Source organism: Pseudomonas sp. Lb2C2, assembly GCF_052112205.1.
Classification (GTDB): domain Bacteria; phylum Pseudomonadota; class Gammaproteobacteria; order Pseudomonadales; family Pseudomonadaceae; genus Aquipseudomonas; species Aquipseudomonas kilonensis.
Window position 1 is genome coordinate 587,603 of sequence record NZ_JAUTYW010000004.1, and the last position, 23,034, is coordinate 610,636.

20 protein-coding genes and 1 pseudogene are annotated in these 23,034 nt (G+C 62.2%); 11 read left to right on the top strand and 10 right to left on the bottom strand.

The window, feature by feature from the left end; translation table 11 throughout:
• Position 1 precedes the first annotated feature (1 nt).
• A pseudogene (locus Q7F16_RS14625) lies at positions 2-1,084 on the bottom strand (HAMP domain-containing protein); the annotation flags it as partial.
• A gap of 292 nt (positions 1,085-1,376) precedes the next feature.
• Here Q7F16_RS14625 and Q7F16_RS14630 point away from each other — a divergent pair.
• Positions 1,377-2,420 carry a GlxA family transcriptional regulator gene (locus tag Q7F16_RS14630; protein WP_046064939.1) on the top strand — a complete coding sequence of 348 codons (1,044 nt, stop codon included), beginning with the start codon at positions 1,377-1,379 and terminating at the stop codon, positions 2,418-2,420.
• Positions 2,421-2,540: 120 nt separating this feature from the next.
• On the opposite strand, the gene Q7F16_RS14635 is transcribed toward Q7F16_RS14630, so the two are convergent.
• Together Q7F16_RS14635 and Q7F16_RS14640 are read right to left on the bottom strand one after the other, a co-directional pair.
• The gene (locus Q7F16_RS14635) at positions 2,541-2,954 is read right to left on the bottom strand and encodes a hypothetical protein (protein WP_014337654.1); all 414 of its coding nucleotides are present in this window, start codon (positions 2,952-2,954) and stop codon (positions 2,541-2,543) included.
• A gap of 382 nt (positions 2,955-3,336) precedes the next feature.
• Entirely contained in the window at positions 3,337-4,059 is a 723-nt protein-coding gene (locus Q7F16_RS14640) for a pirin family protein (RefSeq protein ID WP_409557196.1), read from the bottom strand.
• Between the two features lie 310 nt (positions 4,060-4,369).
• Here Q7F16_RS14640 and Q7F16_RS14645 point away from each other — a divergent pair, with 310 nt between their 5' ends.
• Both Q7F16_RS14645 and Q7F16_RS14650 read left to right on the top strand, forming a co-directional pair.
• Positions 4,370-5,320, top strand: coding sequence for a GlxA family transcriptional regulator (locus Q7F16_RS14645; RefSeq protein ID WP_046064941.1), 951 nt, complete (start codon positions 4,370-4,372; stop codon positions 5,318-5,320).
• 182 nt (positions 5,321-5,502) lie between these two features.
• The gene (locus Q7F16_RS14650) at positions 5,503-6,993 is read left to right on the top strand and encodes an ATP-binding protein (protein WP_409557195.1); all 1,491 of its coding nucleotides are present in this window, start codon (positions 5,503-5,505) and stop codon (positions 6,991-6,993) included.
• On the opposite strand, the gene Q7F16_RS14655 is transcribed toward Q7F16_RS14650, so the two are convergent.
• On the bottom strand, positions 6,955-9,744 hold the full coding sequence (locus Q7F16_RS14655; RefSeq protein ID WP_409557194.1) for an ATP-binding protein: 2,790 nt from the start codon (positions 9,742-9,744) through the stop codon (positions 6,955-6,957). The two genes, Q7F16_RS14650 and Q7F16_RS14655, sit on opposite strands and share 39 nt — an antisense overlap.
• A 357-nt stretch (positions 9,745-10,101) precedes the next feature.
• Between Q7F16_RS14655 and Q7F16_RS14660 the strand changes: the two genes are divergently transcribed.
• From Q7F16_RS14660 to Q7F16_RS14690, 7 genes are all read left to right on the top strand, one after another.
• Positions 10,102-10,923 carry an alpha/beta fold hydrolase gene (locus tag Q7F16_RS14660; RefSeq protein WP_003203408.1) on the top strand — a complete coding sequence of 274 codons (822 nt, stop codon included), beginning with the start codon at positions 10,102-10,104 and terminating at the stop codon, positions 10,921-10,923.
• A gap of 138 nt (positions 10,924-11,061) precedes the next feature.
• On the top strand, positions 11,062-12,009 hold the full coding sequence (locus Q7F16_RS14665; protein ID WP_014337660.1) for a LysR substrate-binding domain-containing protein: 948 nt from the start codon (positions 11,062-11,064) through the stop codon (positions 12,007-12,009).
• Positions 12,006-12,419: a DoxX family protein gene (locus tag Q7F16_RS14670; protein ID WP_014337661.1), complete on the top strand. Its 414-nt coding sequence runs from the start codon at positions 12,006-12,008 to the stop codon at positions 12,417-12,419. Before Q7F16_RS14665 ends, Q7F16_RS14670 begins: the two co-directional genes overlap by 4 nt.
• Positions 12,412-13,050 carry an antibiotic biosynthesis monooxygenase gene (locus Q7F16_RS14675; protein ID WP_409557193.1) on the top strand — a complete coding sequence of 213 codons (639 nt, stop codon included), beginning with the start codon at positions 12,412-12,414 and terminating at the stop codon, positions 13,048-13,050. Before Q7F16_RS14670 ends, Q7F16_RS14675 begins: the two co-directional genes overlap by 8 nt.
• 118 nt (positions 13,051-13,168) lie before the next feature.
• On the top strand, positions 13,169-15,007 hold the full coding sequence (locus Q7F16_RS14680) for an amidohydrolase (protein WP_409557206.1): 1,839 nt from the start codon (positions 13,169-13,171) through the stop codon (positions 15,005-15,007).
• 146 nt (positions 15,008-15,153) lie between these two features.
• Positions 15,154-15,783 carry an isochorismate family cysteine hydrolase YcaC gene (ycaC, locus tag Q7F16_RS14685; RefSeq protein WP_014337664.1) on the top strand — a complete coding sequence of 210 codons (630 nt, stop codon included), beginning with the start codon at positions 15,154-15,156 and terminating at the stop codon, positions 15,781-15,783.
• Positions 15,784-16,023: 240 nt separating this feature from the next.
• Positions 16,024-16,902 (top strand): LysR family transcriptional regulator, encoded by an 879-nt coding sequence (locus Q7F16_RS14690; RefSeq protein ID WP_079302265.1) that lies wholly within the window; start codon positions 16,024-16,026, stop codon positions 16,900-16,902.
• A gap of 56 nt (positions 16,903-16,958) precedes the next feature.
• On the opposite strand, the gene Q7F16_RS14695 is transcribed toward Q7F16_RS14690, so the two are convergent.
• From Q7F16_RS14695 to Q7F16_RS14710, 4 genes are all read right to left on the bottom strand, one after another.
• On the bottom strand, positions 16,959-17,435 hold the full coding sequence (locus Q7F16_RS14695; RefSeq protein ID WP_003203396.1) for a hemerythrin domain-containing protein: 477 nt from the start codon (positions 17,433-17,435) through the stop codon (positions 16,959-16,961).
• A gap of 198 nt (positions 17,436-17,633) precedes the next feature.
• On the bottom strand, positions 17,634-18,743 hold the full coding sequence (locus tag Q7F16_RS14700) for an NAD(P)/FAD-dependent oxidoreductase (protein ID WP_409557192.1): 1,110 nt from the start codon (positions 18,741-18,743) through the stop codon (positions 17,634-17,636).
• 63 nt (positions 18,744-18,806) lie between these two features.
• Positions 18,807-19,082, bottom strand: a complete 276-nt coding sequence (locus tag Q7F16_RS14705) for a type II toxin-antitoxin system RelE/ParE family toxin (RefSeq protein WP_014337667.1) — start codon at positions 19,080-19,082, stop codon at positions 18,807-18,809.
• Positions 19,082-19,354 carry a CopG family ribbon-helix-helix protein gene (locus Q7F16_RS14710; protein ID WP_014337668.1) on the bottom strand — a complete coding sequence of 91 codons (273 nt, stop codon included), beginning with the start codon at positions 19,352-19,354 and terminating at the stop codon, positions 19,082-19,084. Before Q7F16_RS14710 ends, Q7F16_RS14705 begins: the two co-directional genes overlap by 1 nt.
• Before the next feature lie 179 nt (positions 19,355-19,533).
• Here Q7F16_RS14710 and Q7F16_RS14715 point away from each other — a divergent pair, with 179 nt between their 5' ends.
• Positions 19,534-19,869: a GNAT family N-acetyltransferase gene (locus Q7F16_RS14715; protein ID WP_079302263.1), complete on the top strand. Its 336-nt coding sequence runs from the start codon at positions 19,534-19,536 to the stop codon at positions 19,867-19,869.
• 136 nt (positions 19,870-20,005) lie between these two features.
• Here Q7F16_RS14715 and nuoN read toward each other — a convergent pair whose 3' ends face one another.
• Together nuoN and nuoM are read right to left on the bottom strand one after the other, a co-directional pair.
• Positions 20,006-21,469 (bottom strand): NADH-quinone oxidoreductase subunit NuoN, encoded by a 1,464-nt coding sequence (gene nuoN, locus Q7F16_RS14720; protein ID WP_003203388.1) that lies wholly within the window; start codon positions 21,467-21,469, stop codon positions 20,006-20,008.
• 7 nt (positions 21,470-21,476) lie between these two features.
• Positions 21,477-23,009, bottom strand: a complete 1,533-nt coding sequence (nuoM, locus tag Q7F16_RS14725; RefSeq protein WP_014337671.1) for an NADH-quinone oxidoreductase subunit M — start codon at positions 23,007-23,009, stop codon at positions 21,477-21,479.
• Positions 23,010-23,034 lie beyond the last annotated feature (25 nt).

The window sequence follows — 23,034 nt, forward strand, 5'->3', positions numbered from 1 at the left end:
GGAACTGGTTGAACCAGCCGGCCAAGGTGGCCGTTTCGTCCTTGCCTTGCACGGAGAGTTTGCGGGTGAGGTCACCTTCACCTTCGGCAATTTCCTGCAGACCATTGGCAACACCGCGAATCGGCCGCACGATCACACTGGCGAAACTGGCGCCCACCAAAGCGAACACCACAGCCAGTACGGCAGCAATGGCGGCGATCAGCCAAGTCAGGCTCGAAGCCTCGGCCATCACTTCATCGCGTTTGATCAGGCCGATGAAGCGCCAGCCCAACCCTTTGGAGCTGACCACGTTGGCCATGTAGGGCACACCGTCGATTTCGATCTGGGTCACGCCATCGCTGCTTTTGGCCAGCTCGGCATAGTTGGGCCCAAGGTCGGCCAGCGGCTTGAAGTTGTGCTTGGCATCGGCAGCGTCCACCAGGACGTTGCCGTTGGCTTCGACCAGCATCAGGTATCCGCTTTCACCCAGCTTGATGTTCTTGACCAGTTCGGTGAGCTGCTTGAGCGACACGTCCAGGCCGACCACGCCGATGGGTTTGCCACTGGCGTCGGCGACGGTGTGTACGGTACCAATCAGCGATACGTCGTCCGGCGCCCAATAATAGGCGTCCGTGCGTACGTTGGTGCCAGGTGCGGCCATCGCGGCCTTGTACCATGGACGTACGCGCGGGTCGTAGTTGGCCATTTTGGGATCGTCCGGCCAACTGGCGTAGCCGCCGTCCTCCATGCCCACGGAAAGGTAGGCGGTGGTGGGGTGGCTCTTGGCGAATCTCTCGAAGATATCCAGAAGCTGCTGGTTGATCTCGGGGAAGGGCAGTTGTGCGGCGTCGGCACCGGCGTAGCTTTTCAGCCCTTTGGCCGCGATGACCCGGGGGTCCTTGGCGAAGAATTCGACGTTCTGGCTGATGCCATCGAAAAACTGCTTCATGCCGTTGTCGATCTGGCGGATTTCACGGCCGCTGCTGTCCAGGAAGTTGGTTTTTGCGGCGTCGCGCAGGTTCAGCACGACAAGCACCGCCACCAGGATAACCGGGAGGCAGGCGATGGCCGCGAACGCCCATGTCAGCTTCTGTTTGATATTCATGACTTCTCCCGCGGAATATTTTAAGTGTTGGAGCGGCGGAAACAGCAGTGGTTGGCGTTGCGAGTCTCTGGAAGGGAAAAGCGCCCATGCCTACTGACAGTGTATCGACCAAAGTCGTAGGCACTTGAGGCTTTTCATTATGGCGCGGACCGACCGGTAGACGGCGCAGGCGCGATTGCAGCCGGCTTGACTAGTCTGGAAGATAGCGTGTTTGCTCTGCGCCTTCGCCCTGCGGCTCAAGGCACCCACGTGCAGCCAATCATCATCGTCTTTGATGTATTAACGAGGCCCTATGCCAAGCGCATTCGAGAGCGTACTCAAAAACAAGAACATGGCTTATCGACCGCTCGGATCAGCTCCCGCCAGCCAGGCGCCGATCCGCGTCGCGTTTGTACTGATGGATAATTTCTCGATGATGTCGTTCACCGGTGCGGTGGACGCGCTGGTGACCGCCAACCTGATGAGCGACATGCCCCTCTATGAAGTGCTGACGGTGGGGGTTTCAGGTGGGCAAGTCACGAGCGACCTGGGCATTGTCATCTCGACCGACATCGAACTGGCGCAGATGCCGGAAAACCAGGACGTGCTGATTGTCGCCGGGGGCTTTCGCGTGAAGTTGCAAGGCCACCCCTTGCTGCGGCGCAAGCTACGCGCCAACGCGGCGTGCGGGGCGATCCTGGGCGGGTTGTGGAACGGTGCCTTCTTTGTGGCCGATGCCAACCTGCTGGATGGTTTCGAATGCGCTGTCCACCCGGAAAGCCGCGCCATGATGGCGGAGGTGTTTCCCCATGTGAAAGTGTCCAGCCGGGCCTATGTGGTTGATCGGGAACGGGTCAGTTGCGCGGGTGCCAACAGTTCGCTGCGCATGATGCTCCAGTTGATTCGCCAGGCGGGCGGGGCAGCGCTGGTAGGCGCTATCGAGGAAATTCTTCGCTGTGATGAGTCCGGCGATGATGCGACGGACTTGCCGCCGGTCTTCGTCGAGACGGACCCGACGCTTCCGGAAAGTCTCAAGCTGGCTTTGGAATTGATGTGGCAAAACGTGGAAGAGCCGTTGACCATCGATGAGCTGGCGGCGTGCGTGAAAATTTCCAAGCGGCAGTTGGAGCGGCGGTTCTGTAGCTTTCTCGGTGCGACGCCCACGCGCTATTACCTGGAACTGCGCTTGACGCGTGCCCGCCAGCTTATCCAGCAAACCAATCGATCCGTGACCGAAATCGCCGTGGCGACGGGCTTCGTCAGCTCTCCGCACTTCCAGCGTCGTTTCCGGGATTTTTTTGGTGTGCCGCCTGGTAGCTATCGCTCGAAATCGGAGCGCAAACAAACCGTGCGATGAAGACGCAGGCAGATCAGAGATGAGTTTCCAGGGTGGGGAGAGGGCGTTGCCGCGCCGTAGCGCGGGAGCTATGTGTAGGCAGGCTTTACTCCCGCACGGCTCCTGCGCTACGAATATAAGTCAGGTGTTATCGTCTGTTGGTGTTTCGGTGGGCAGGTCTTCAGTTTGTGGCGCGACTTGCGAAGCGGTCAAGGTGGTGTCCTTGCACAGCACTTTTCCAACTTCGTCGGCTATCGAGCCGTCGATGATTCGCCCTTGCATCTGGTCGAACTGAGCTTTTTCCACCCCTGAAAGACTGTTGTACATCCCCATGTGCCGAACATTGCGGTTGGCGCAGTCAAGTTCAAGCTTTGTGTAGTTGGTGAAGTAAGCGCCCGATCGTTGAACGGTGGCCTGGATGGCGGTACCGCTGTCGACAGACGAAACGATGGAGTACACGGCATCCGAATCATCGTAGACGTACTTGATGTTCTGGACGTCCGCAGCCGCACTGCACGCAATGGAAAGTAACGCGAGGGATATGACGGTTTTCATGCTTTCTTCCGTGAATAAGCAAGTCAGGAGAATTAATGGCAAAGTGAGATCATTTTGCCTTGGCGCGTGCGCTGGTCAATTTGCGTTGGAGAAGTATCCAATGACCTTCTGTCAGAAACGAGGTTCTTTCGGGAACTTTATAGATCGACCTGGCTCGTGGCAACAGACGAACGCATTTTGAGGCGGCCCAGTGAATCTCTCAAAATGCGCCGCTCTCAATTATCTAAGCCTGGATTTTTCAGATTGGCTGACTTTTTTTAGATGTTTTTAGCCTGAAATGCGTCATTAATTATGGATTAAGGACTTTCGAGTCTTTTTTCGCTCATTGCCAGAGATAAACATTGTGGGAGCAGGCTCGCCCCCACAAGGGTTCACGGTTGCTTCATGGCATCTGTGGCAGTTCCTGCGGCCGCAGATCGAACACCAGCACCTCGGCATCCTGGCCGTTACTCAAGGTCAGGACCTGCTCCTGGCGCACTCGCACGCCATCACCTTCCTGTAACGGCACGCCGTTGAGCTCGACAGCGCCTCGGGCCACGTGCACGTAGGCATAGCGATCCGGGGCCAGGGTCAGGGTGGCGCTTTGCTCGCCATCGAACAGCCCGGCGTAGACCCGTGCATCCTGGCGCACCTGGAGCGAGCCGTCGGCACCGTCGGGGGAGATGATCAATTGCAGGCGACCGCGTTTCTGCTCGCTGCTGAAATGCTCCTGTTGGTAGCGTGGCGTGGCGCCGCTGACGTTGGGCACGATCCAGATCTGCAGGAAGTGCACCGGTTCGTCCGCGCTATGGTTGAACTCACTGTGGGCCACACCGCTGCCGGCGCTCATCAACTGCACGTCACCGGGGCGAATGACCGAGCCCGTGCCCAGGGTGTCCTTGTGTTCCAGCGCCCCTTCGAGCACATAGGAAAAGATCTCCATGTCCCGGTGGGGATGCTGGCCGAAACCCTTGGCGGCGGCGACCCGGTCATCGTTGATGACCAGCAGGTCGGAGAAGCCCTGTTCGTTGAGGTCGCGGTAGCTGGCGAACGAGAAGGTGTGGAACGAGGTCAGCCAGCCGTGGCGGGCAATACCGCGGTCCGAAGCTTTGCGAAGGGTCAGCATGATCAATTCTCCTGATGTCTGTGGGCGACGGCTGGGCCGCTCGCCGGGTTCAGAAGAAGGTTAATGGTTATCCATATGTTCAATAAGCAGGTGAAAAACGAAAGACTGTCTGCTTTGAGTGGACAATCGAGAATGCCTACCGGCTGATGCTTCGCTTCGACATAATGCTGACGATAAACCCTGTGGGAGCGAGCTTGCTCGCGATAGCGGTGTGTCAGTCACATCAATTCCAACTGCTCCGCCGCTATCGCGAGCAAGCTCGCTCCCACAAGAGGTTTCACAGTTTCTGGATTTTTTGGCGTCTTTCCCGATGAAAACCGTTGCAATGGTGCTGTTCCCGGATTTTTTGCTGCTCGACATGGCCGGGCCTCTGGAGGTGTTTTCCATCGCCAATCGTTACCTCCCAGCGGACCTGCGTTATCAATTGCTGACCCTGGGAACCGAGCGCGGGGCGTTGCGGGCGTCCAACGGCGTGATGGTGCAGGCCGATATCCATATCGACCAGGCCTGGGCGGCCTATGACGTGTTGCTGGTGCCGGGCGGGCCGGGGGCCTATAACGACCAGCATCCGGGACTGCACACCTGGCTGCGGGCGGCGGCGCAACGGGCCACGCGCTACGGCTCCATCTGTACCGGAGTCTTTGTGCTCGGTGAGGCGGGCTTGCTCGACGGTTATCGCGTCACCACCCACTGGCATTACACCGAGCGCCTGATCCAACGTTTCCCCAAGGCCCTGGTGGAAACCGACAAGATCTTCCTGCAGGACCGGCGCCTGATCACCTCCGGCGGTGTCACCGCCGGGATCGACCTGGCGCTGTCCATCGTCGCCCAGGACCACGGCCGCAAAGTCGCGTTAGACGTGGCCAAGGTGTTGCTGGTGGTGATGAAACGCCAGGGCGGACAGGCGCAGTTCAGCCCCTCGGTGGCGGCGGTGTCGACGCAGGAATCGGCCATTACCCGGGTGCAGAATCATGTGATGGAACATCTGGAAGAACCCTTCACCATCGAGCGCATGGCCGCGTTGGCCGCCATGAGTTCGCGGCATTTCGCCCGGGTCTTCGCCCGTGAAGTGAAAATGACGCCCATGGAGTTCCTGCAAGGCGCGCGCATCGACCGGGCGCGTCAGTTGCTGGAAACCACCGACCTGCCGCTCAAGACCGTGGCGTTTCGCAGTGGCTTCGGCAGTGTGCGGCACATGCGATTTTTGTTCAGTGAAAAGCTCGGCCTGACCCCGGTGCAGTATCGCCAGCAGTTCAGTTGAGCCATCGGTGTCCGTCCAGGGCACCGTGATGTCCGTGGCGCTCCCTGTGCCAGCATTGTCCTGAGGCCTGTGCCTGCCAAGATACGGCGAACCCTTTGGAAAGGATGCGCAGGAGCCAGGGCAGATGTGTTCGGTGATCCGCACGCTGACGCCCGCACCGGTTATCCGGCGCTGGATCGCCCATGAACAGTTTCGTCAAACCCGATAGCGAGCCGGCGGTGGGCTTCGGTCCGTTTGCCTTCTACCGGCAGCAGCGGCTGGTCACCCGTGACGGCCAGCCCCTCGCGCTGGGTGGCCGTGCCCTGGATGTCCTGCAGGTGCTGGTGGAGCACGCCGGCCACTACGTCAGCAAGCAAACACTCATCGCCCACGTCTGGCCGGACAGCGTCGTGGAGGCCATCAACCTGCGGGTGCACATCGCGGCGCTGCGGCGGGCCTTTGGTGACGGGCGCGATGGCGCTCGCTATATCCTCAATCATCCTCGGCAAGGCTATTGCCTGGCGGTGCCCCTGGCGGTGCAAGAGAGTATTGAGCCGCCTTTTTGCCCCCAAGCCGAGCGGCATAACCTGCCTGCACGCTTGAGCCCGGTGGTGGGTCGCGACCAAGTCCTGGGGCGGCTACTGGCGCAAGTGCCCCGTCAGTCGCTGACCACAGTGACTGGCCCGGGCGGTGTCGGCAAGACCACCGTGGTGGTGCGGGTGGCGGAGCTGCTGCTCGAGCACTTTGAGGATGGTGCCTGGTTCGTTGACCTGGCGGCCGTTAGCGATCCTTCACAAGTGGTGGCGCAAGTGGCCGGTGTGCTGGGCGTGGAGCAGGGTGCTTTGGGTCGCGTCCTCGAACCCTGTCGGATGTTGCTGGTGCTCGACGGCTGCGAGCACATGCTCGATGCCTGTCGGGAACTGGTCCGGACACTGGCTGCGGTGGCGCCTGGGGTGTCGCTGCTGCTCAGCAGTCGCGAACCCTTGGACTTGCAGGACGAAAGGGTTGTGTCACTGCCGGGCCTGGCCGTGGCGTCGCCCCGGGAACCCGAGCACCAGATCGAGGCATGTCCGGCGGTGCAGTTGCTGATCGAGCGGGTTGGCGCCCGGCAGCAGGGCTTCAGGCCGGGTGGTCGCGACTGGTCGACGCTTGCACAGATCTGCCAGCGCTTGGACGGATTGCCGCTGGCGTTGGAACTGGCGGCGGCCCAGGTTGATGCCTTGGGAGTGGCTGGAGTCCTGGAACAACTGGATCACGGTTTATCACTCTTGAGCCACGGACGGCGGACGGCGGTGGCCCGGCATCGCAGCCTGGAGGCGGTGCTGGACTCGAGTTTCGAGCGGTTGAGCGCTGACGAACAAACCGCATTCCAGCGTCTGGCGGTGTTCGAGGGGCCGTTTACGCTCAAGGCGGCGCTGGCCGTGATCAGTTGCGCTGAACTGAGTGTCGGACAATTGCCCCCGCTGCTGTCGCGGCTGGCGAGCGTGTCGCTGCTGATGGTCGAGCCGCGTGCCGAAGGGGTTCGCTTCTACCTGCTCCGCACCACTCGCACCTATGCCATGGACAAACTGCGGTGCAGTGGTCAGTGGCCTGTGTTTCATCGGCGTTACGTGCTGCAAGGTGCTTGGGGAGTCCGGCGTTCACGGCCCCAACCGTCAAGTCAACGCCTGGAGCAGCACGCCGGCTTCCAATAGGTCAGGGGTCTCGAAACCTTCGGTGAAGCGTCGATAGACGGGGCCGAGCAGTGCCTGCGCGGCATGCGCTTGCCCTTGGCGCTGCCACAAACGGGCCAGGGACGTGGCGCTGCGCAGTTCCCAGGCCAGGGCCTGGTGACGACGGGCGATGCCCAGTGCGGCCAGCAGTTGCGCTTCGGCTGCTTCTTCAAGAGACGGTTCGTTCCGGGCCAGCAAGCTCTCGGCATTGGCCCGCAGGATCTCCGCCGAACACCAGCCCGCGGCGCCACTGCGGGCCCGTTCGATTTGCGCCGGGCTGACGACGTCGCTGCGCAGGGTGACGGCGATGTCCTGGATCAAGCCGTTTGTCGGGCGCGTTGCCAGGGGTTGGCCGTCGAATGCGTAGTCGTAATGGCAAGCCCAGTCATGGAACAGCATCACCGAATGTTTCTTGGCTTGCTGCTTCAGCAGGTCGAGCCTTTCTCGGGCGGTCGGATGATCGCCGTTGTAGTGGGCGATCACGCAACCGGCCAGCGCCAAGGTGTAGCAGATCGAAATGCCGTGGTTGATCTGCACGGCGATCTGCAGCGCCAGGTTGGCGGTGCGCCGGGCTTTCTCGGCAAAGCCTTGCAGCCAGAGGATGCGCGCCAGAACCGTCAGCGCGGCCACGCTCTGATCGTATTGCACGCCGAAGCCGTGGCTGAAGCGGCTGAGGTGACCGCTCTGGGTCAGGCGCTGGATCACCTGTTCGGCTTCGCGCCGCGCCGCCCCCTGATCGCCGGTGAAGTGCAACGCCAGCACCCGCAGGCGTTGGGTGCTCAAGGACAGGGTCGGGTCGCCCTGCAAGCCCAATCGGTCGAAATCCCGGCTGTGTGCCAGGGCCTGTTGGTAGTCACCGCAACTGAGGTCGACGGTCATTTGCCCGGACACGGCCCGCAGCTCGCCGGCCAGGTCCTGGCATTGCCGGGCCAGTTGCCGGGCCGTGGCGAAGGCGCGAACAGTGGCCGGTGTGCCGCCCTCGGTGTGGTAGTTGAAACTGGCGTGGGCCAGTTCCAGAGCCAGGGTCAAGCGAGGGCATGGCGCGGGGTTGGCCCGCAACAATTGCAGCGCTTTGTTGACGTAGAGGCCGTGTTCCTTGAGCAGCGACAGCTCCTGCCAGAGGGGCAGGGTACGGGCGGTCAGGCGGATCGCTACGGCGTGTGAACCCTGCGGGCCCAAGCCTCGGTCGAGCGCGGCGCGGATGTCGTCGCGATAGTCGGCGTAGCGGGCGATCCACAGTCGGGTGGGGGTGTTTTCCCAATCGCTTTCCGCTTGCCCCATGAGCGCCAGGCAGCGCTCGGCGTGGCGTTCCTGACTGGCCGCCAGTTCCCCGGCCTCGGCCAGTTGCTCCAAGGCATAGCGGCGGGTGGTGTCCAGCAGGCGATAGCGTACCTCTTCATCGCCGATCTCTACATTGAGCAACGATTTGGCGACCAACTGGCTGACCGACACCAGCACCTGCTCGGGCGCGACATGCTGGCCGACGATCACTGCGGCGGCCGAGGCCAGGTTGAAACTGCCCATGAACACCGCCAGTCGCCGCAGGCAGGTCTGCTCGCAGGCCGTGAGCAACGCGAAGCTCCAGTCCAGCGTGGCGCGCAGGGTTTGCTGGCGCGGTGCGGCGTCGGTGTCGTTGTGAAGCAGGGCGACGTTGTCTTGCAGTTGCCGGTGAAGTTCCTCCAGGGTGAAGCGGCCGAGTTGTCCAGCGGCCAGTTCGATGGCCAGTGGAATGCCATCCAGCCGCTGGCAGATGTCGATCACCAACGGCACCTCGCGATCGGTCAGTTCGAAGTCGTCACGGCTGGCCATCGCCCGTTCGGCAAACAGTTGCAACGCCGGGTATTCCAGGGCGGGATAGCCCTCGATGGGCATCTCCCGAGGCGGGAACGCCAGGGCGTCCAGGCGCTGCACGTGTTCGCCTTCGGCGCGCAGGCCTTCGCGGCTGGTGGCCAGGATGTGCAGGTGAGGGGCGCCGCGTAGCAGGGTTTCGCTGAGCTGGGCGATGGCGTCGATCAGGTGCTCGCAGTTGTCGATCACCAGCAGCAGATGCCGCTCCCTGAGCTGCCGGGCGATGGCGTCCAGCGGATCGCCGTCCTGCAGTGGCACGTCGAGCAATGCGCAGAGGTTGGGGGCGATCATGGCCGCATCGTTGAGCGACGCCAGGTCCAGCAGATGGGTGCCGTCACGGTAGTGGTCGATCAGCCGTTCAGCGACCCGCAGGGCAACGGTGGTCTTGCCGATGCCGCCGGTGCCGACCAGGGTAATGAAGCGTTTTCGCGGTAGCTGGGTCACCAGGTTTTCCACCAGGGCCTGGCGTCCGATCAGGCGCGTGCGCTGCAGCGGCAGGTTGCGCGTCAAAGATGGATGAGGGATGTGTGCCCATTGGTCGAACGGTTCGAATGACAGCGGCGCGACAAAACTGTAGCCGCGCTGCGCCACGGTGACGATGTAGCGCTGCCCGGCCTGGCCATCCCCGAGGGCCTTGCGCAGTGCCGCGACGTGCACGCGCAGGTTGGTGTCTTCCACCACGCTCCTGGGCCAGACCCTAGCGATCAGTTGCTGCTTGCTCACCACCTCGCCGGCGTGCTCGAGCAACACCAGCAGAATCTCCACGGCCCGCCGTCCCAGGCGCAACGGTTGCCCACCCTCGAGCACCAGGCGCTGGCGAGGATGGACCCGGTAAGGGCCGAAATGCACCGTCTGTTCGACGGGCAGGCTGAGGAATTGGCTCATGTTGCTCTCAATGTTCTGGTCCTGGTGCCTGGGCTTTACCCGAGCATATTCCTCAGGTTTGGCTTCAAGCGCAACGGCGCAGGCTCTACTCCCGGCCTTCCAGACGCCGAACCTGTGGCGAGGGAGCTTGCTCCCGCTGGGCCGCGAAGCGGCCCCAAAGGCCTCACCCCCCAATCAATCTGACACTCCGAGGTGACAGTTCTGGGGCTGCTACGCAGCCCAGCGGGAGCAAGCTCCCTCGCCACAAAAGCCGGTTTTTAACACCACCGTTCCGCAAAAATTAACAACGTTTAACTCACGCTGATGCCTCCTCTGACCAGACCATAAAGCGATCCACCCACCTCAAGGAGTCATGTCATGAGCACCTTCATCACCCGCGATGGCACCGAGATCTACTACAAGGACTGGGGCAGTGGTCAACCGGTGGTCTTCAGCCACGGCTGGCCGTTGAACTCGGACAGTTGGGAGGCGCAGATGATGTTCCTGGCGTCCAATGGCTACCGGGTGATCGCCCATGACCGCCGTGGGCACGGGCGCTCCAGCCAGCCCTGGGACGGCAACGACATGGACACCTACGCCGATGACCTGGCCGAGCTGATCGAGCGGCTGGACTTGAAGGACGCGGTGTTGCTCGGCTTCTCCACCGGCGGTGGCGAAGTGGCGCGCTACATCGGCCGCCATGGTGCTGCCCGTGTCGCCAAGCTCGGCCTGATTTCGGCGGTGACGCCGCTGATGCTCAAGACCCCGGCCAACCCCGGCGGTCTGCCTGTGGAAGTGTTCGACGGTTTCCGCCAGGCGTCCCTGGCCGACCGTTCTCAGCTATACAAAGATGTGGCCAGCGCGTTTTTCGGGGCCAACCGTCCGGGCGCCAAAGTCTCCCAAGGCATGATCGACTGGTTCTGGATGCAGGGCATGCTCGCCGGCCACAAGAACACCTACGACTGCATCAAGGCGTTCTCGGAGACCGATCTTTCCGAAGACCTGCGCAACATCGACGTGCCAACCCTGGTGGTCCATGGCGATGACGACCAGGTGGTCCCCATCGAAACGGCGGGCATCGCCGCCGCCAAGTTGCTCAAGAACTCGCAGCTGCTGATCTACCCCGGCGCGCCCCACGGCCTGACCGACACCCACAAGGACCGCCTGAACGCGGACCTGCTGGCGTTCATCCAGGGTTGATCAAGCACTAACCTGTGGGAGCGAGCTTGCTCGCGATGGCGTCATTACATTCAACATCGATGCCAGATGATCCACCGCTATCGTCGGAACGCCGCCCGGAGCAAGCTCGCTCCCACAGGATCGATAGGACTCACACCCATGAACCGCAACGATTTACGCCGTCTCGACATGAACCTGCTGGTGATCTTCGAGGCGCTGATGTTCGAGAAAAACCTGACCCGCGTCGCCGAAAAGCTGTTCATGGGCCAGCCGGCGGTGAGCGCGGCGCTGGGGCGACTGCGGGATCTGTTCGATGATCCGTTGCTGATCCGCCACGGTCGTGGCATGGAGCCGACGCCGCGGGCCCTGGCGATCCTGCAAGAGCTGCAACCGGCCATGGACACCATCTCTGGCGCGGTCAGCCGGGCCAAGGCGTTCGATCCGTCCACCAGTTGCGACGTGTTTCGCATCGGTCTGTCCGACGATGCCGAATTCGGCCTGTTTCCACCGCTGCTGAGCCAACTGCGCGAAGAAGCGCCGGGGATCATCGTGGTGGTGCGCCGGGCCAACTTCCTGCTGATGTCGTCGCTGCTGGCCAGCGGTGAAATCAGCGTCGGTGTCAGCTACACCACCGATCTGCCGGCCAATGCCAAGCGCAAGAAACTGCGGGACATTCCTTGCAAAGTCTTGCGTGGCGACAAGCGCCCGGGGCCCTTGACCCTGGATGAATACTGTTCGCGGCCCCACGCCATGGTCTCGTTCTCGGGTGACCTGAGCGGCAACATCGACCTGGACCTGGCCCGTATTGGCCGGACCCGCAAAGTGGTGCTGGCGGTGCCGCAGTTCAGCGGGCTGCGGGCCTTGCTGGCCGGTACCGAACTGATCGCCACTGTGCCCGACTATGCCGCCTGCGCGCTGGTGGAAGGCTGCGCGCTGCGCGCCGAGGACCCGCCGTTCGAGATCAATGCCGCCGAGCTGTCGATGGTCTGGAGCGGCGTGCATGACAACGACCCGGCCGAGCGCTGGCTGCGCTCGCGCATTGCCAGTCACATGTCCCAACCGCTGCCAGCGGCGGCCTCGCTCACCGCGGACGGAGCCCACCGATGAACATGACTGATGAGCGCCCGCTGCAGGATCTGGGCTTGTTGTTCCTGCGCCTGAGCGGCGGGTTGTTTTTGCTGTGGGTCCATGGGCTGCCAAAGCTGTTGCACTACAGCGTCGAGCTGACCCGTATCGAAGACCCGTTTCACCTTGGCGCGGCGCCGACCCTGGTCCTGGCGATTTTCGCCGAGGTGCTGTGTCCGCTGCTGATCATGGCCGGTGTGCTGGTGCGCCTGGCGTGCCTGCCGATCCTGTTTCTCCTGGCGGTGGCGCTGCTGGTGGTGCACCCGCAGTGGAGCCTGGAAGAAGGCCAGTTCGGCTGGCTGCTGCTGATCGTATTTACCAGCGTGTTTATCGCCGGGCCTGGACGCCTGGCAATCAATACGCGTTTTGTTGGAGTGCTTCGCCATGTCTGAATCGCAAACCGTTGAATCCGCCACGAGCCCGGCCAGGCCCGGCTTCGATGAAATCGTGACCCTGGTGGTCAAGCACCGGATCAAGGCTGGCCAGGAGGCTGCCTACGAGGCCTGGTTGCGTCGCACGGTGCGCGTGGCCGGCCAGTGGCCGGGGCACTTGGGGGTGGATGTGGTGCGGGGCAAGCAGGGCGGGCTGGCGCTGTTCACCTGCGTGCTGCGTTTCTGTTCCACCGAGGCCATGCAGCGCTGGCTGGACTCGCCCGAGCGCCGCGAGCTGGTGGAGGAGGCCCTGCCGTTGCTGGCCGACGGTGACCAGACCGAAGTCGGGTCGCACAAGGAATTCTGGTTCACCCCGCTGGCCGATGCGGCCACACCGCCGCCGCGCTGGAAGCAGGCCGTGGTGACGCTGCTGGTGATCCTGCCGCACACCTTGCTGGTGCCGCTGATCTGGGGGCCGTTGCTGCAACTCAACAGTTTTCTTTCCAACTACGTGGTGGCCACGTTCCTGATCACCCTGACCATCGTGCTTTCGGTGGTGTACGTGTGCATGCCGCTGGCGACCCGTCTGTTCGCACCGTGGCTTGAGGCCTCGAAAGCCCACGTGCACCTGGAGCCCGACCATGGCCAATAAGGACGACCCAACCGATCCGCTGCGCCGCCAATTGCTCGCCGCCGGGTCCTTGCTCAGTGCTGCGGCGGCTTTCTGGCCGCGGCTGTCCCTTGCCTCTACTCATCCAGAAGGAAATCCGATGAACGCCGATCTGATTCTGTTCAATGGCCAGGTCCATACCGTCGACCGTGAAAAGCCCCGCGCCAGTGCGGTCGCCATCAGCCAGGGGCGCTTCGTCGCGGTCGGCACCGACGCCGAAGCCATGGCCCTGCGCGGCAGCGGCACCCAGGTCATCGACCTCAAGGGGCGCACCGTCATTCCCGGGCTCAACGACTCGCACTTGCACCTGATCCGCGGCGGCCTGAACTACAATCTGGAACTGCGCTGGGAAGGCGTGCCGTCCCTGGCCGATGCCTTGCGCATGCTCAAGGACCAGGCCGACCGCACGCCAACACCGCAATGGGTGCGCGTGGTGGGCGGCTGGAACGAATTCCAGTTCGCCGAAAAACGCATGCCGACCCTGGAAGAGCTCAATCAGGCCGCTCCCGATACGCCAGTGTTCGTGTTGCACCTGTATGACCGTGCCTTGCTCAACCGTGCCGCGCTGCGGGTGGCCGGCTACACCCGTGATACGCCGAACCCGCCGGGTGGCGAGATCGTGCGTGACAGCAAGGGTGAGCCCACCGGCATGCTGGTGGCGCGACCCAACGCGATGATCCTTTACTCGACGCTGGCGAAAGGGCCGAAGTTGCCGCTGGAATACCAGGTCAACTCCACCCGCCAGTTCATGCGGGAACTCAATCGACTGGGCTTGACCAGTGCCATCGACGCCGGCGGTGGCTACCAGAACTACCCGGACGACTACGAGGTCATCGAACAGCTGGCCCGCGAGCAGCAGTTGACGGTGCGCATCGCCTACAACCTGTTCACTCAGAAGCCCAAGGAAGAACTCACCGACTTCAAGAACTGGACCGGCAGCGTCAAGCTGCACCAGGGCGACGACTTCCTGCGGCACAACGGCGCCGGGGAAATGCTGGTGTTCTCGGCGGCGGATTTCGAGGACTTCCTCGAGCCGCGTCCGGATCTGCCGCCGGGCATGGAGCAGGACCTGGAGCCGGTGGTCCGGCACCTGGTGGAGCAGCGCTGGCCGTTCCGCCTGCATGCCACCTACGACGAATCCATCAGCCGCATGCTCGATGTGTTCGAAAAGGTGAACCGCGACATTCCGTTCAACGGCCTGCCCTGGTTTTTCGACCATGCCGAGACCATCACGCCGAAGAACATCGAGCGCGTACGTGCGTTGGGCGGCGGGATTGCGATCCAGGATCGCATGGCCTTCCAGGGTGAATACTTCGTCGACCGCTACGGCGCCAAGGCCGCCGAAGCCACGCCGCCGATCAAGCGCATGCTGGCCGAAGGCGTGCCGGTGGGCGCTGGCACCGACGCCACCCGCGTCTCCAGCTACAACCCCTGGACCTCCTTGTACTGGATGGTCAGCGGGCGCACGGTCGGCGGCCTTTCGTTGCATGAAGAGGGCCTGCCGCGGCTGACCGCTTTGGAACTGTTCACCCACGGCAGTGCCTGGTTCTCGTCGGAGCAGGGCAAGAAAGGCCAGATCAAGGTTGGCCAACTGGCTGACCTGGCGGCCCTGAGCGCGGACTTCTTCAGCGTCGAGGAAGAAGCCATCAAGTGGATCGAGTCGGTGCTGACCGTGGTCGACGGCAAGGTGGTGTATGCCGCCGGCGACTTCGAAAAACTCGGGCCGGCCAGCGTCCCGGTGCTGCCCGACTGGTCGCCGGTGGTCAAGGTCCCGGGCCACTGGCGCCCGACGTCACCGTTGCAGGCCCAGGTCCACCAGTGCAGCGGTCCGTGCACGGTGCATTCCCACAGCCATGAACGGGCGCGATTGTCGAACGTCCCGGTCAGCGATTTCCAAGGCTTCTGGGGCGCGTTTGGCTGTTCCTGCTTTGCCTTTTGACTAACACGCGGATTTCCCCCTGTGGGAGCGAGCTTGCTCGCGATGGCGGCGGAACACCCGACATCGCCGCAAGCTGACACACCGCTATCGCGAGCAAGCTCGCTCCCACAGGGTTTTGTCACAAACCATCCCAAAGGAGTCATCCCATGAGCAACGTACCCGCCTACAACCGTCTGAACAAAGACGACGCGGTCGTCCTGCTGGTCGATCACCAGACCGGCCTGATTTCCCTGGTCCAGGACTTCTCGCCCAACGAGTTCAAGAACAACGTGCTGGCCTTGGCCGACCTGGCGAAGTTCTTCGAACTGCCGACCATCCTGACCACCAGCTTCGAACAAGGGCCCAACGGTCCGATCGTGCCGGAGCTCAAGGAAATGTTCCCGGACGCGCCGTACATCCCCCGTCCAGGCCAGATCAATGCCTGGGACAACGAAGATTTCGTCAAGGCGATCAAGGCCACCGGCCGCAAGCAACTGATCATCGCTGGCGTCGTCACCGACGTCTGCGTGGCGTTCCCGACCCTGTCGGCGTTGGCTGAAGGTTTTGACGTGTTCGTGGTGACCGACGCCTCGGGTACGTTCAACGAAACCGTACAACAGGCCGCCTGGGTACGCATGACCGCTGCTGGCGCGCAGATGATGAACTGGTTCTCGGTGGCCTGTGAGCTGCACCGCGACTGGCGCAACGACATCGAAGGCCTGGGCAACCTGCTGTCCCAGCGCATTCCGAACTACCGCAACCTGATGAACAGCTACTCGGCGCTGACGGCCAAGTAAGCGGTCCATGCTGAACGACGCCCGCCTTGTGCGGGCGTTTTTGTGTCGGGCATTGGCGCCTCGCAAGTTGTGCCACCGCTATCGCGAGCAAGCTTTGCTCCCACAGGTTTTCCCACAGATCCAATGTGGGAGCAAAGCTTGCTCGCGATGACGATGGCACATCCCCACAGCTAGGCAATCTGATTCACCAAGACCACAATACCCAGCAAATCACCATGACTGTCCACCCCAGGAATGACAATGAACCCCTTCGAAGAAATGCGCATCTTTGCCCAGGTCATGGAGTCGGGCAGTTTCACCGCTGCGGCGGACAAACTGGGGCTGTCCAAGCAGTTCGTCAGCCGCAAGCTGATGGAACTGGAACAGCGCCTGGGCGTGCGCCTGCTCAATCGCTCGACCCGGCGACTGGACGTCACGCCCCTGGGCCAGCGCTATTACGAAGCGGCGCTGCGCCTGCTCAATGAAGTCGAGCAGGTGGAGCAGGGCATCAGCGGCCAGACCAGCGAGCCCCGCGGCACCCTTCGCCTCAGCGCACCGCTGTCCTTCGCCGTGGCGCACCTGGGCAGCCTGCTGCCGCTGTTTCTGCAGCGCTATCCGGGCGTCAGTGTCGAGGTGGACCTGAGCGACCGCTCGGTGGATCTGCTGGGGGAGGGCTATGACCTGGCACTGCGCATCGGCGTGCTGGAGGATTCGACGCTGATTGCCCGGCGCATCGCGACCATCGAGCGGGTGTACTGCGCCAGCCCCGCCTACCTGGCGCAAAAAGGCACACCCGCGCGGCCTGAAGACCTGCGCAATCACGACTGCTTGCCCTACGGGCACAGCCGTCAGGTGCAGTGGCGTTTTGCGGGGACTGGCAAACCGTTGACCCTGGAGGTCACGGGACGCATGCGCGCCAATAACGGGGATTTGCTCAGGGACGCGGCCATCGCCGGCATGGGCATCACCTATCTGCCCGCTTTCATCCTCGGCGATGCCTTGAAGGATGGGCGGCTGATCAAGGTCCTGGAAGGCTTCGAGACCGAGCCGTTGGCGCTATCGGCGGTGTATCCCCAGCATCGGCAAAGTGCACGCCCGGTGCAGGCGTTGGTGGAATTCTTGCGCGAACAAATGCAATAAATCGCCGCAACGCATTCAGCCGTCACATGACGGCTGAAGCATCTACGGCGCTTTGGTCAGGCGGCTAGATTGGCGCTGCTCAGTTCTTTTTTATACTGCGCTTTCATGGTTTCCATGTCTGCACCCAAGGCGTCCAGTTTTGCCTTGCCCAACAGTTTTTTCGCGTGGGGGAACATTTCCTTTTCTTCTTCCTCGATGTGGTGCTCAAGCAGTTCCTTGACCACTTTCACCCGACCGGCGAATTCCGGCTGGGTTGGATCGGTGGCTTTCAGGTCCGGCAGCACCAGCGAGTCGACGGTACGGTGTTCTTCCTTGGCCTCGTAATACATTTCGGCCTCATCCTTGCCACCGGCCTGCTTGAAAGCCGGATAAAGAATTTCCTCTTCCAGGCGGGTGTGGATGGAAATTTCCATTTCCAGTTTCGCCAACAGGTCGGTGCGTTTTTTCACGGCGCGTTCGGTCGACTCGCTCAGTTGAGTCAGGATGGCTTTGACGCGTTCGTGGTCGGCTTTCAACAGATCGATGGCATTCATAGGTAGCTCCTCGGCAATACACGGAAGCGGGCAGGCTTGGAGACGCCGACGCCGCGTAAGAGCTGAATTGCATCAGCTGTGCCAGCCGAAGATCGATTTAAAACCCTTTATAAACAATAAGTTGAAACGCAAAGAATTTCCGGCGTCGTGCAAGCTGCATGAGCGGGGGGCAAAACGCGTTGCACTTTGCGCTGGTGGCTAGACATTTTCGATCTGTTGTCGGACCCGGCTGGCGATTGCCAGGCAGGATGTCAGCCCGGGCGATTCGATCCCGAGTAGGTTGATCAACCCTGGCACCCGGTGCTCGGCCTCGCTGCTGATGACAAAGTCGCGGGCCGGTTCGCCGGGCGCGGAGATCTTCGGGCGGATGCCGCTGTAGGCCGGTTGCAGGCTCTGGTCCGGCAGCCCCGGCCAGTAATTTCGGATCGCCGGGTAAAACGCTTCGGCCCGGGCCGGATCCACTCGGTAGTCCTCGCACTCGACCCATTCGGTGTCCGGCCCGAAACGCGCCTGGCCGGCCAGGTCCAGCGTCATGTGGATGCCCAGGCCGGCGGCTTCCGGGGCGGGATAGACCAAGTGCCGGAACGGTGCTCGCCCGGCGAGGCTGAAGTAGTTGCCCTTGCACAAAAAGTCCTCGGGCACTGATTGCATCTCCAGGCCTTCGATGCGGCGGGCGAGGGCAGGTGCCTGGAGGCCGGCGGCGTTGATCAGCAGGCGACAGGACAAGGCCATCTGCGCCGTGCCGCCCAATTCCAGCATGAACCCCCCAGTGATGACGCGAGCACCCAGTAAAGGCGTGTGGAAAGCAATGTTCGCCCCGGCCGCTTCGGCGTCACCCAGCAAGGCCAGCATCAGAGCGTGGGAATCGACGATACCGGTGGAAGGCGAATACAGCGCGGCGACACAGGACAGGGCCGGTTCCAATGCCTGCGCCTGTTCTTGGTCGAGCAGGCGCAGGTCGTCCACGCCGTTCATCGAGCCCCGCTCAAGCAATGCTTCGAGTCCGCCCACCTGCGCCTGATCCGTGGCAACGATCAACTTGCCGAGCCGGCGGGTGGCGACGCCGTGGCTTTCACAATAGGTGTACAGCCGTTGCCGGCCTTCTACGCACAGCTGCGCCTTGAGGCTGCCCGGCGGATAATAGATGCCCGCATGGATGACTTCGGAATTGCGCGAGCTGATGCCCATGCCGATGGCTTCGGCGGCTTCGATCAGCAGCACTTCATGACCGGCCCGGGCCATTTCCCGTGCCACGGCAAGGCCAACGACGCCTGCGCCGACCACCACGCATTCGATATCGACGCTCATCCCTGCCGGTCGTCGAATGAAAAAAGATTCTGCGTGACGGCAGTCATTCCCTTCGAGCCCAAGTCATCGATCCTCACGTGTGTGCCACAGGCGCAGCAGGTACAGGGTGGAACCGGCTATTTCATAGCGCATTTCGTAGCGCCCCACTTGGATTCTGCGCACATCTCGAGGTTCGAACTCTTCCAGGCGTTCACCAATGCGCGGGTTGGCCAGCAGAGAGGTCGGCGCGGCCGTGAGTTGTTGCACTGTTCGCGCGGCCGCGGGTTGATTCACCGCCGCCAGAAATTCATAAAGTCGAGCAATGTCGGAAAGCGCCTTGCTGGTCCACTTCAACTCCATCAGCGCGGTACCGGTAACGGGGCGTCGGTGCTGAGACTATCGGCCCATGCCTGGACAGCCTGGTGGTCAATCACTCGGCCGGCGTCAACATCGGCCAAGGCCTCATGGGTCAGGCGGCTTCGCTCCTCCTCCTGCTCGATCCAGGCAGATAGCGCTTGTTTGACGATCCAGTTCCTGGAACGCTCGAGGCGCTCGGCCATCAGGTCGACTTTTTCGGCCAGGTGCACCGGGACGTGAGCTGTGACCGACCGGGTTTTCGCGGTGGTTGTCATGGTGGATTTCTCTTAGGCAATTGGCAGTAAAAGCCAGTCTGAGCAACCGCTTCCGGGGCTACTTGCTATCGGTGAATAATAGTGAATCTTTATTAAGCGAAATGATTAAGAATGAATCATATTGAATAATGTTGTAGCGTCAAGCACTCCGTTCGTAACAGCTCCGGATACTCAAAAGCATGTCGGAACATGCACAGGTTGTGGAGAAGCACTTCTATCTGGGCTGTATTGATGGAGAGCCGGTGGCGACAGGAATGCTTGACCTGGAGAACAGCGAAATCGGCGCGATCTTTGTGCATCCTGACTTTATGCAGCGCGGTATTGGCAGGAGAGTCCTGGATCACCTCGAATGCCTGGCGCGAGGGTTGGGCCTGGCGGAAGTCAATCTTGATGCGACTTTGAATGCGGCTGACTTTTACCGACGCTGCGGTTTCGTGGGTGAGGCGCCTGCGATTTACCAATCCCCTTCGGGGCTTCAACTGGCATGTGTTCCCATGGTGAAGAGGCTTTTATAGGAAGGTTTGATTGATCGCATAAGAACTGGAGCAAGAAAGGCTGCGATCACGGGTTTCTGAAAATCCATCATGCCCCAAACGCAAAAACGGCACCCAAAGGTGCCGTTTCTGTTTTCTACGAGCTACCGCTACACGATCAACCCGTCAAACCAGCCTGCTGAACCAGGGTCAGCAACGGCTGCGGGTACACGCCGAGGAAGAACGCCAGTACGGCGATGGCCAGCAGCATCACGCCGCCTGCCTTCTGTTCCCAGTGCAACTCGGCGTCGTGGCGACGCAGGTTCGGTTCCATCAGGTACAGGGTGACCATGACGCGCAGGTAGTAGAACACGCCGATGGCACTGCCCAGCACCAGGGAGCCGACCAGCCACCATTGGTGAGCCTCGACGCCGGTGGCGATGATGTAGAACTTGCCGATGAAGCCGGCGGTCAGCGGGATGCCGGCCAGGGACAGCATCATCACGGTCAGCACGGCGGTCAGGTACGGACGGCGCCAGAACAGGCCGCGGTATTCGTACAGGGCGTCGGCGTCGCGGCCGTTGTACGGCGAGGACATCAGGGTGATCACACCGAAGGCGCCGAGGCTGGTGATCACGTAGGTGACCAGGTACACGCCGATGGCTTCCACGGCCAGGCCCTTGCTGGCGATCAGGGCGATCAGCAGGTAGCCGAAGTGGGCGATGGACGAGTAACCCAGCAGACGCTTGAGGTTGCTTTGGGTCAGTGCCAGCAGGTTGCCGAACAGGATCGACGCGATGGCGATGATGGTCAGCACGTTGCTCAGCACACCGCTGCTGGCCACTGGCGAGATCTGGAACAGACGCACCATGACCGCGAACACCGCCACTTTCGAAGCGGTGGCCAGGAACGCCGCCACTGGCGCCGGGGCGCCTTCGTAGACGTCCGGGGTCCAGAGGTGGAACGGTACCAGCGACAGCTTGAACGCCAGGCCGATCAGCATCATGCCCAGGCCCAGTTGCGCGATCGGGCTAGGCAGGCCGGTGGCCGCCAGGGCCTGGCCGATGCCGACGAAGCTCAGGGTGCCGGCTTCGGCGTAGAGCAGGGCCATGCCGAACAACAGGAACGCGGAACCTGCCGCCGACAGCACCATGTACTTGATGCCGGCTTCCAGGGAACGCTTGTTGAAGAAGGCGTAGGCCACCAGGCCGTAGACCGGTACCGAGAGCAGTTCCAGGCCGATGAACAGGCTGGCCAGGTGCTGCGCGCTGACCAGGACCAGGCCACCGGCGGCGGCCATCAGGATCAGCAGGTACAGTTCTTCGCGGTTACCCGGGTAACCCGAACCGCCATCGCCGAGGTAGGCGTGGGCGAGGGTGACGCAGGCCAGGGTGGCGACCAGGATCAACGCCATGTAGAGGCAGGCGAAGCTGTCGATCTGTATCAGCGGGGTGACCGCCAGTGGCGCGACTTTCAGGGCCGGCAGGATCGACAGCAGGGCCAGGTTCAGCCCCGCCACCGACAGCAGGAAGGTCTGTGAGTGATTGCGGCGCCAGGCGATCGCCAGCATCACCACGATGATCGTGGCGCTGGTGATCAACAGCGGCGCAAGCGCGATAAAGTGTTGAATCGTGAATTCCATAGCGCTCTTACCGGGCCGAAGCGAGTTGAGAGAAGGCGGTGCCGAGCCACTGCTGCACGCCATGCATCGTGGCGGCAGAGGTGTCGAGGAACGGTTGCGGGAAAACGCCGAGGTAAACCAGCAGCACCGCAAGGCCGAGCACCATGATCAGTTCGCGACCGTCCATGCCACGCAGCACTTCGTCCGACTTGGTCGGGCCGAAGTAGGCACGGTGGATCATGATCAGCGAGTAGACCGAACCGAACACCAGGCCGGAAGTGGCGATGGCGGTGATCCACGGAGCGCTGGCGAACGTGCCGATCAGGATCAGGAACTCGCCGACGAAGTTGCCAGTACCTGGCAGGCCCAGGGACGCGGCTGCGAAGAACAGGCTGATGGCCGGCAGGTAGGCGATGCGCGACCAGATGCCGCCCATCTCACGCATGTCCCGGGTGTGCAGGCGCTCGTACAACTGGCCGCTGAGGATAAACAGCGCTGCCGCCGACAGGCCGTGAGCCAGCATCTGGATCACCGCGCCTTGCAGGGCGAGCTGGCTGCCGGAGTAGATCCCGATCAGCACGAAGCCCATGTGCGAAACGCTGGAGAACGCGATCAGACGCTTGATGTCGGTCTGGGCGAACGCCAGGAACGCACCGTAGAAAATCCCGATCAGGCCCAGGGTCATGGCGATCGGCGCGAACTCGGCCGACGCATTGGGGAACAGCGGCAGGGCAAAGCGCAGCAGGCCGTAGGCCGCGGTCTTGAGCAAGATACCGGCCAGGTCCACGGAACCTGCGGTCGGCGCCTGGGCGTGGGCGTCCGGCAGCCAGGAGTGGAACGGCACCACCGGCAGCTTCACCGCGAAGGCGATGAAGAAGCCGAGCATCAGCACGTACTCGGTGGTCTTGGACATCTGCACTTTCAACAGGTCGGCGTAGTTGAAGGTAATCACGCCGGTGTTGTTGAAGTTGACCAGCACCAGGCCAAGGATCGCCACCAACATGATCAGGCCGGAAGCCTGGGTGAAGATGAAGAACTTGGTCGCCGCGTAGATCCGGGTTTTCTTGCCGTCCGAAGAACTGTGACCCCAGAGCGCAATGAGGAAGTACATCGGCACCAGCATCATTTCCCAGAAGAAGAAGAACATGAACAGGTCCAGCGCCAGGAACACGCCGATGACGCCGCCCAGGATCCACATCAGGTTCAGGTGGAAGAAGCCCACGTGACGCTGGATCTCTTTCCAGGAGCAGAGTACCGAGAGGATACCCAGCAGGCCGGTCAGCAGGATCATCAGTAGCGACAGGCCGTCGAGGGCCAGATGCACACTGATGCCGAAGCGCGCGATCCAGACGTGCTTGAATTCAAGCGCCCAGGTCGGATCGGCGCCAGGAGCCGGAGCAAATGAATAGTCGCCGGTCGCCCACAGCCAGAGGCCGAGCGCGAGTTCCAGGGACATGGTCAGCAGCGCAATCCAGCGCGGGAGCGTGGAGCTGGAGCGCTCCGCGATCCAGCACAGCAGGCCGCCGATGAAGGGGATCAGGATTAGCCAGGGCAGAATCATGACGGGCTCGTTTCCTTTCGCAAGT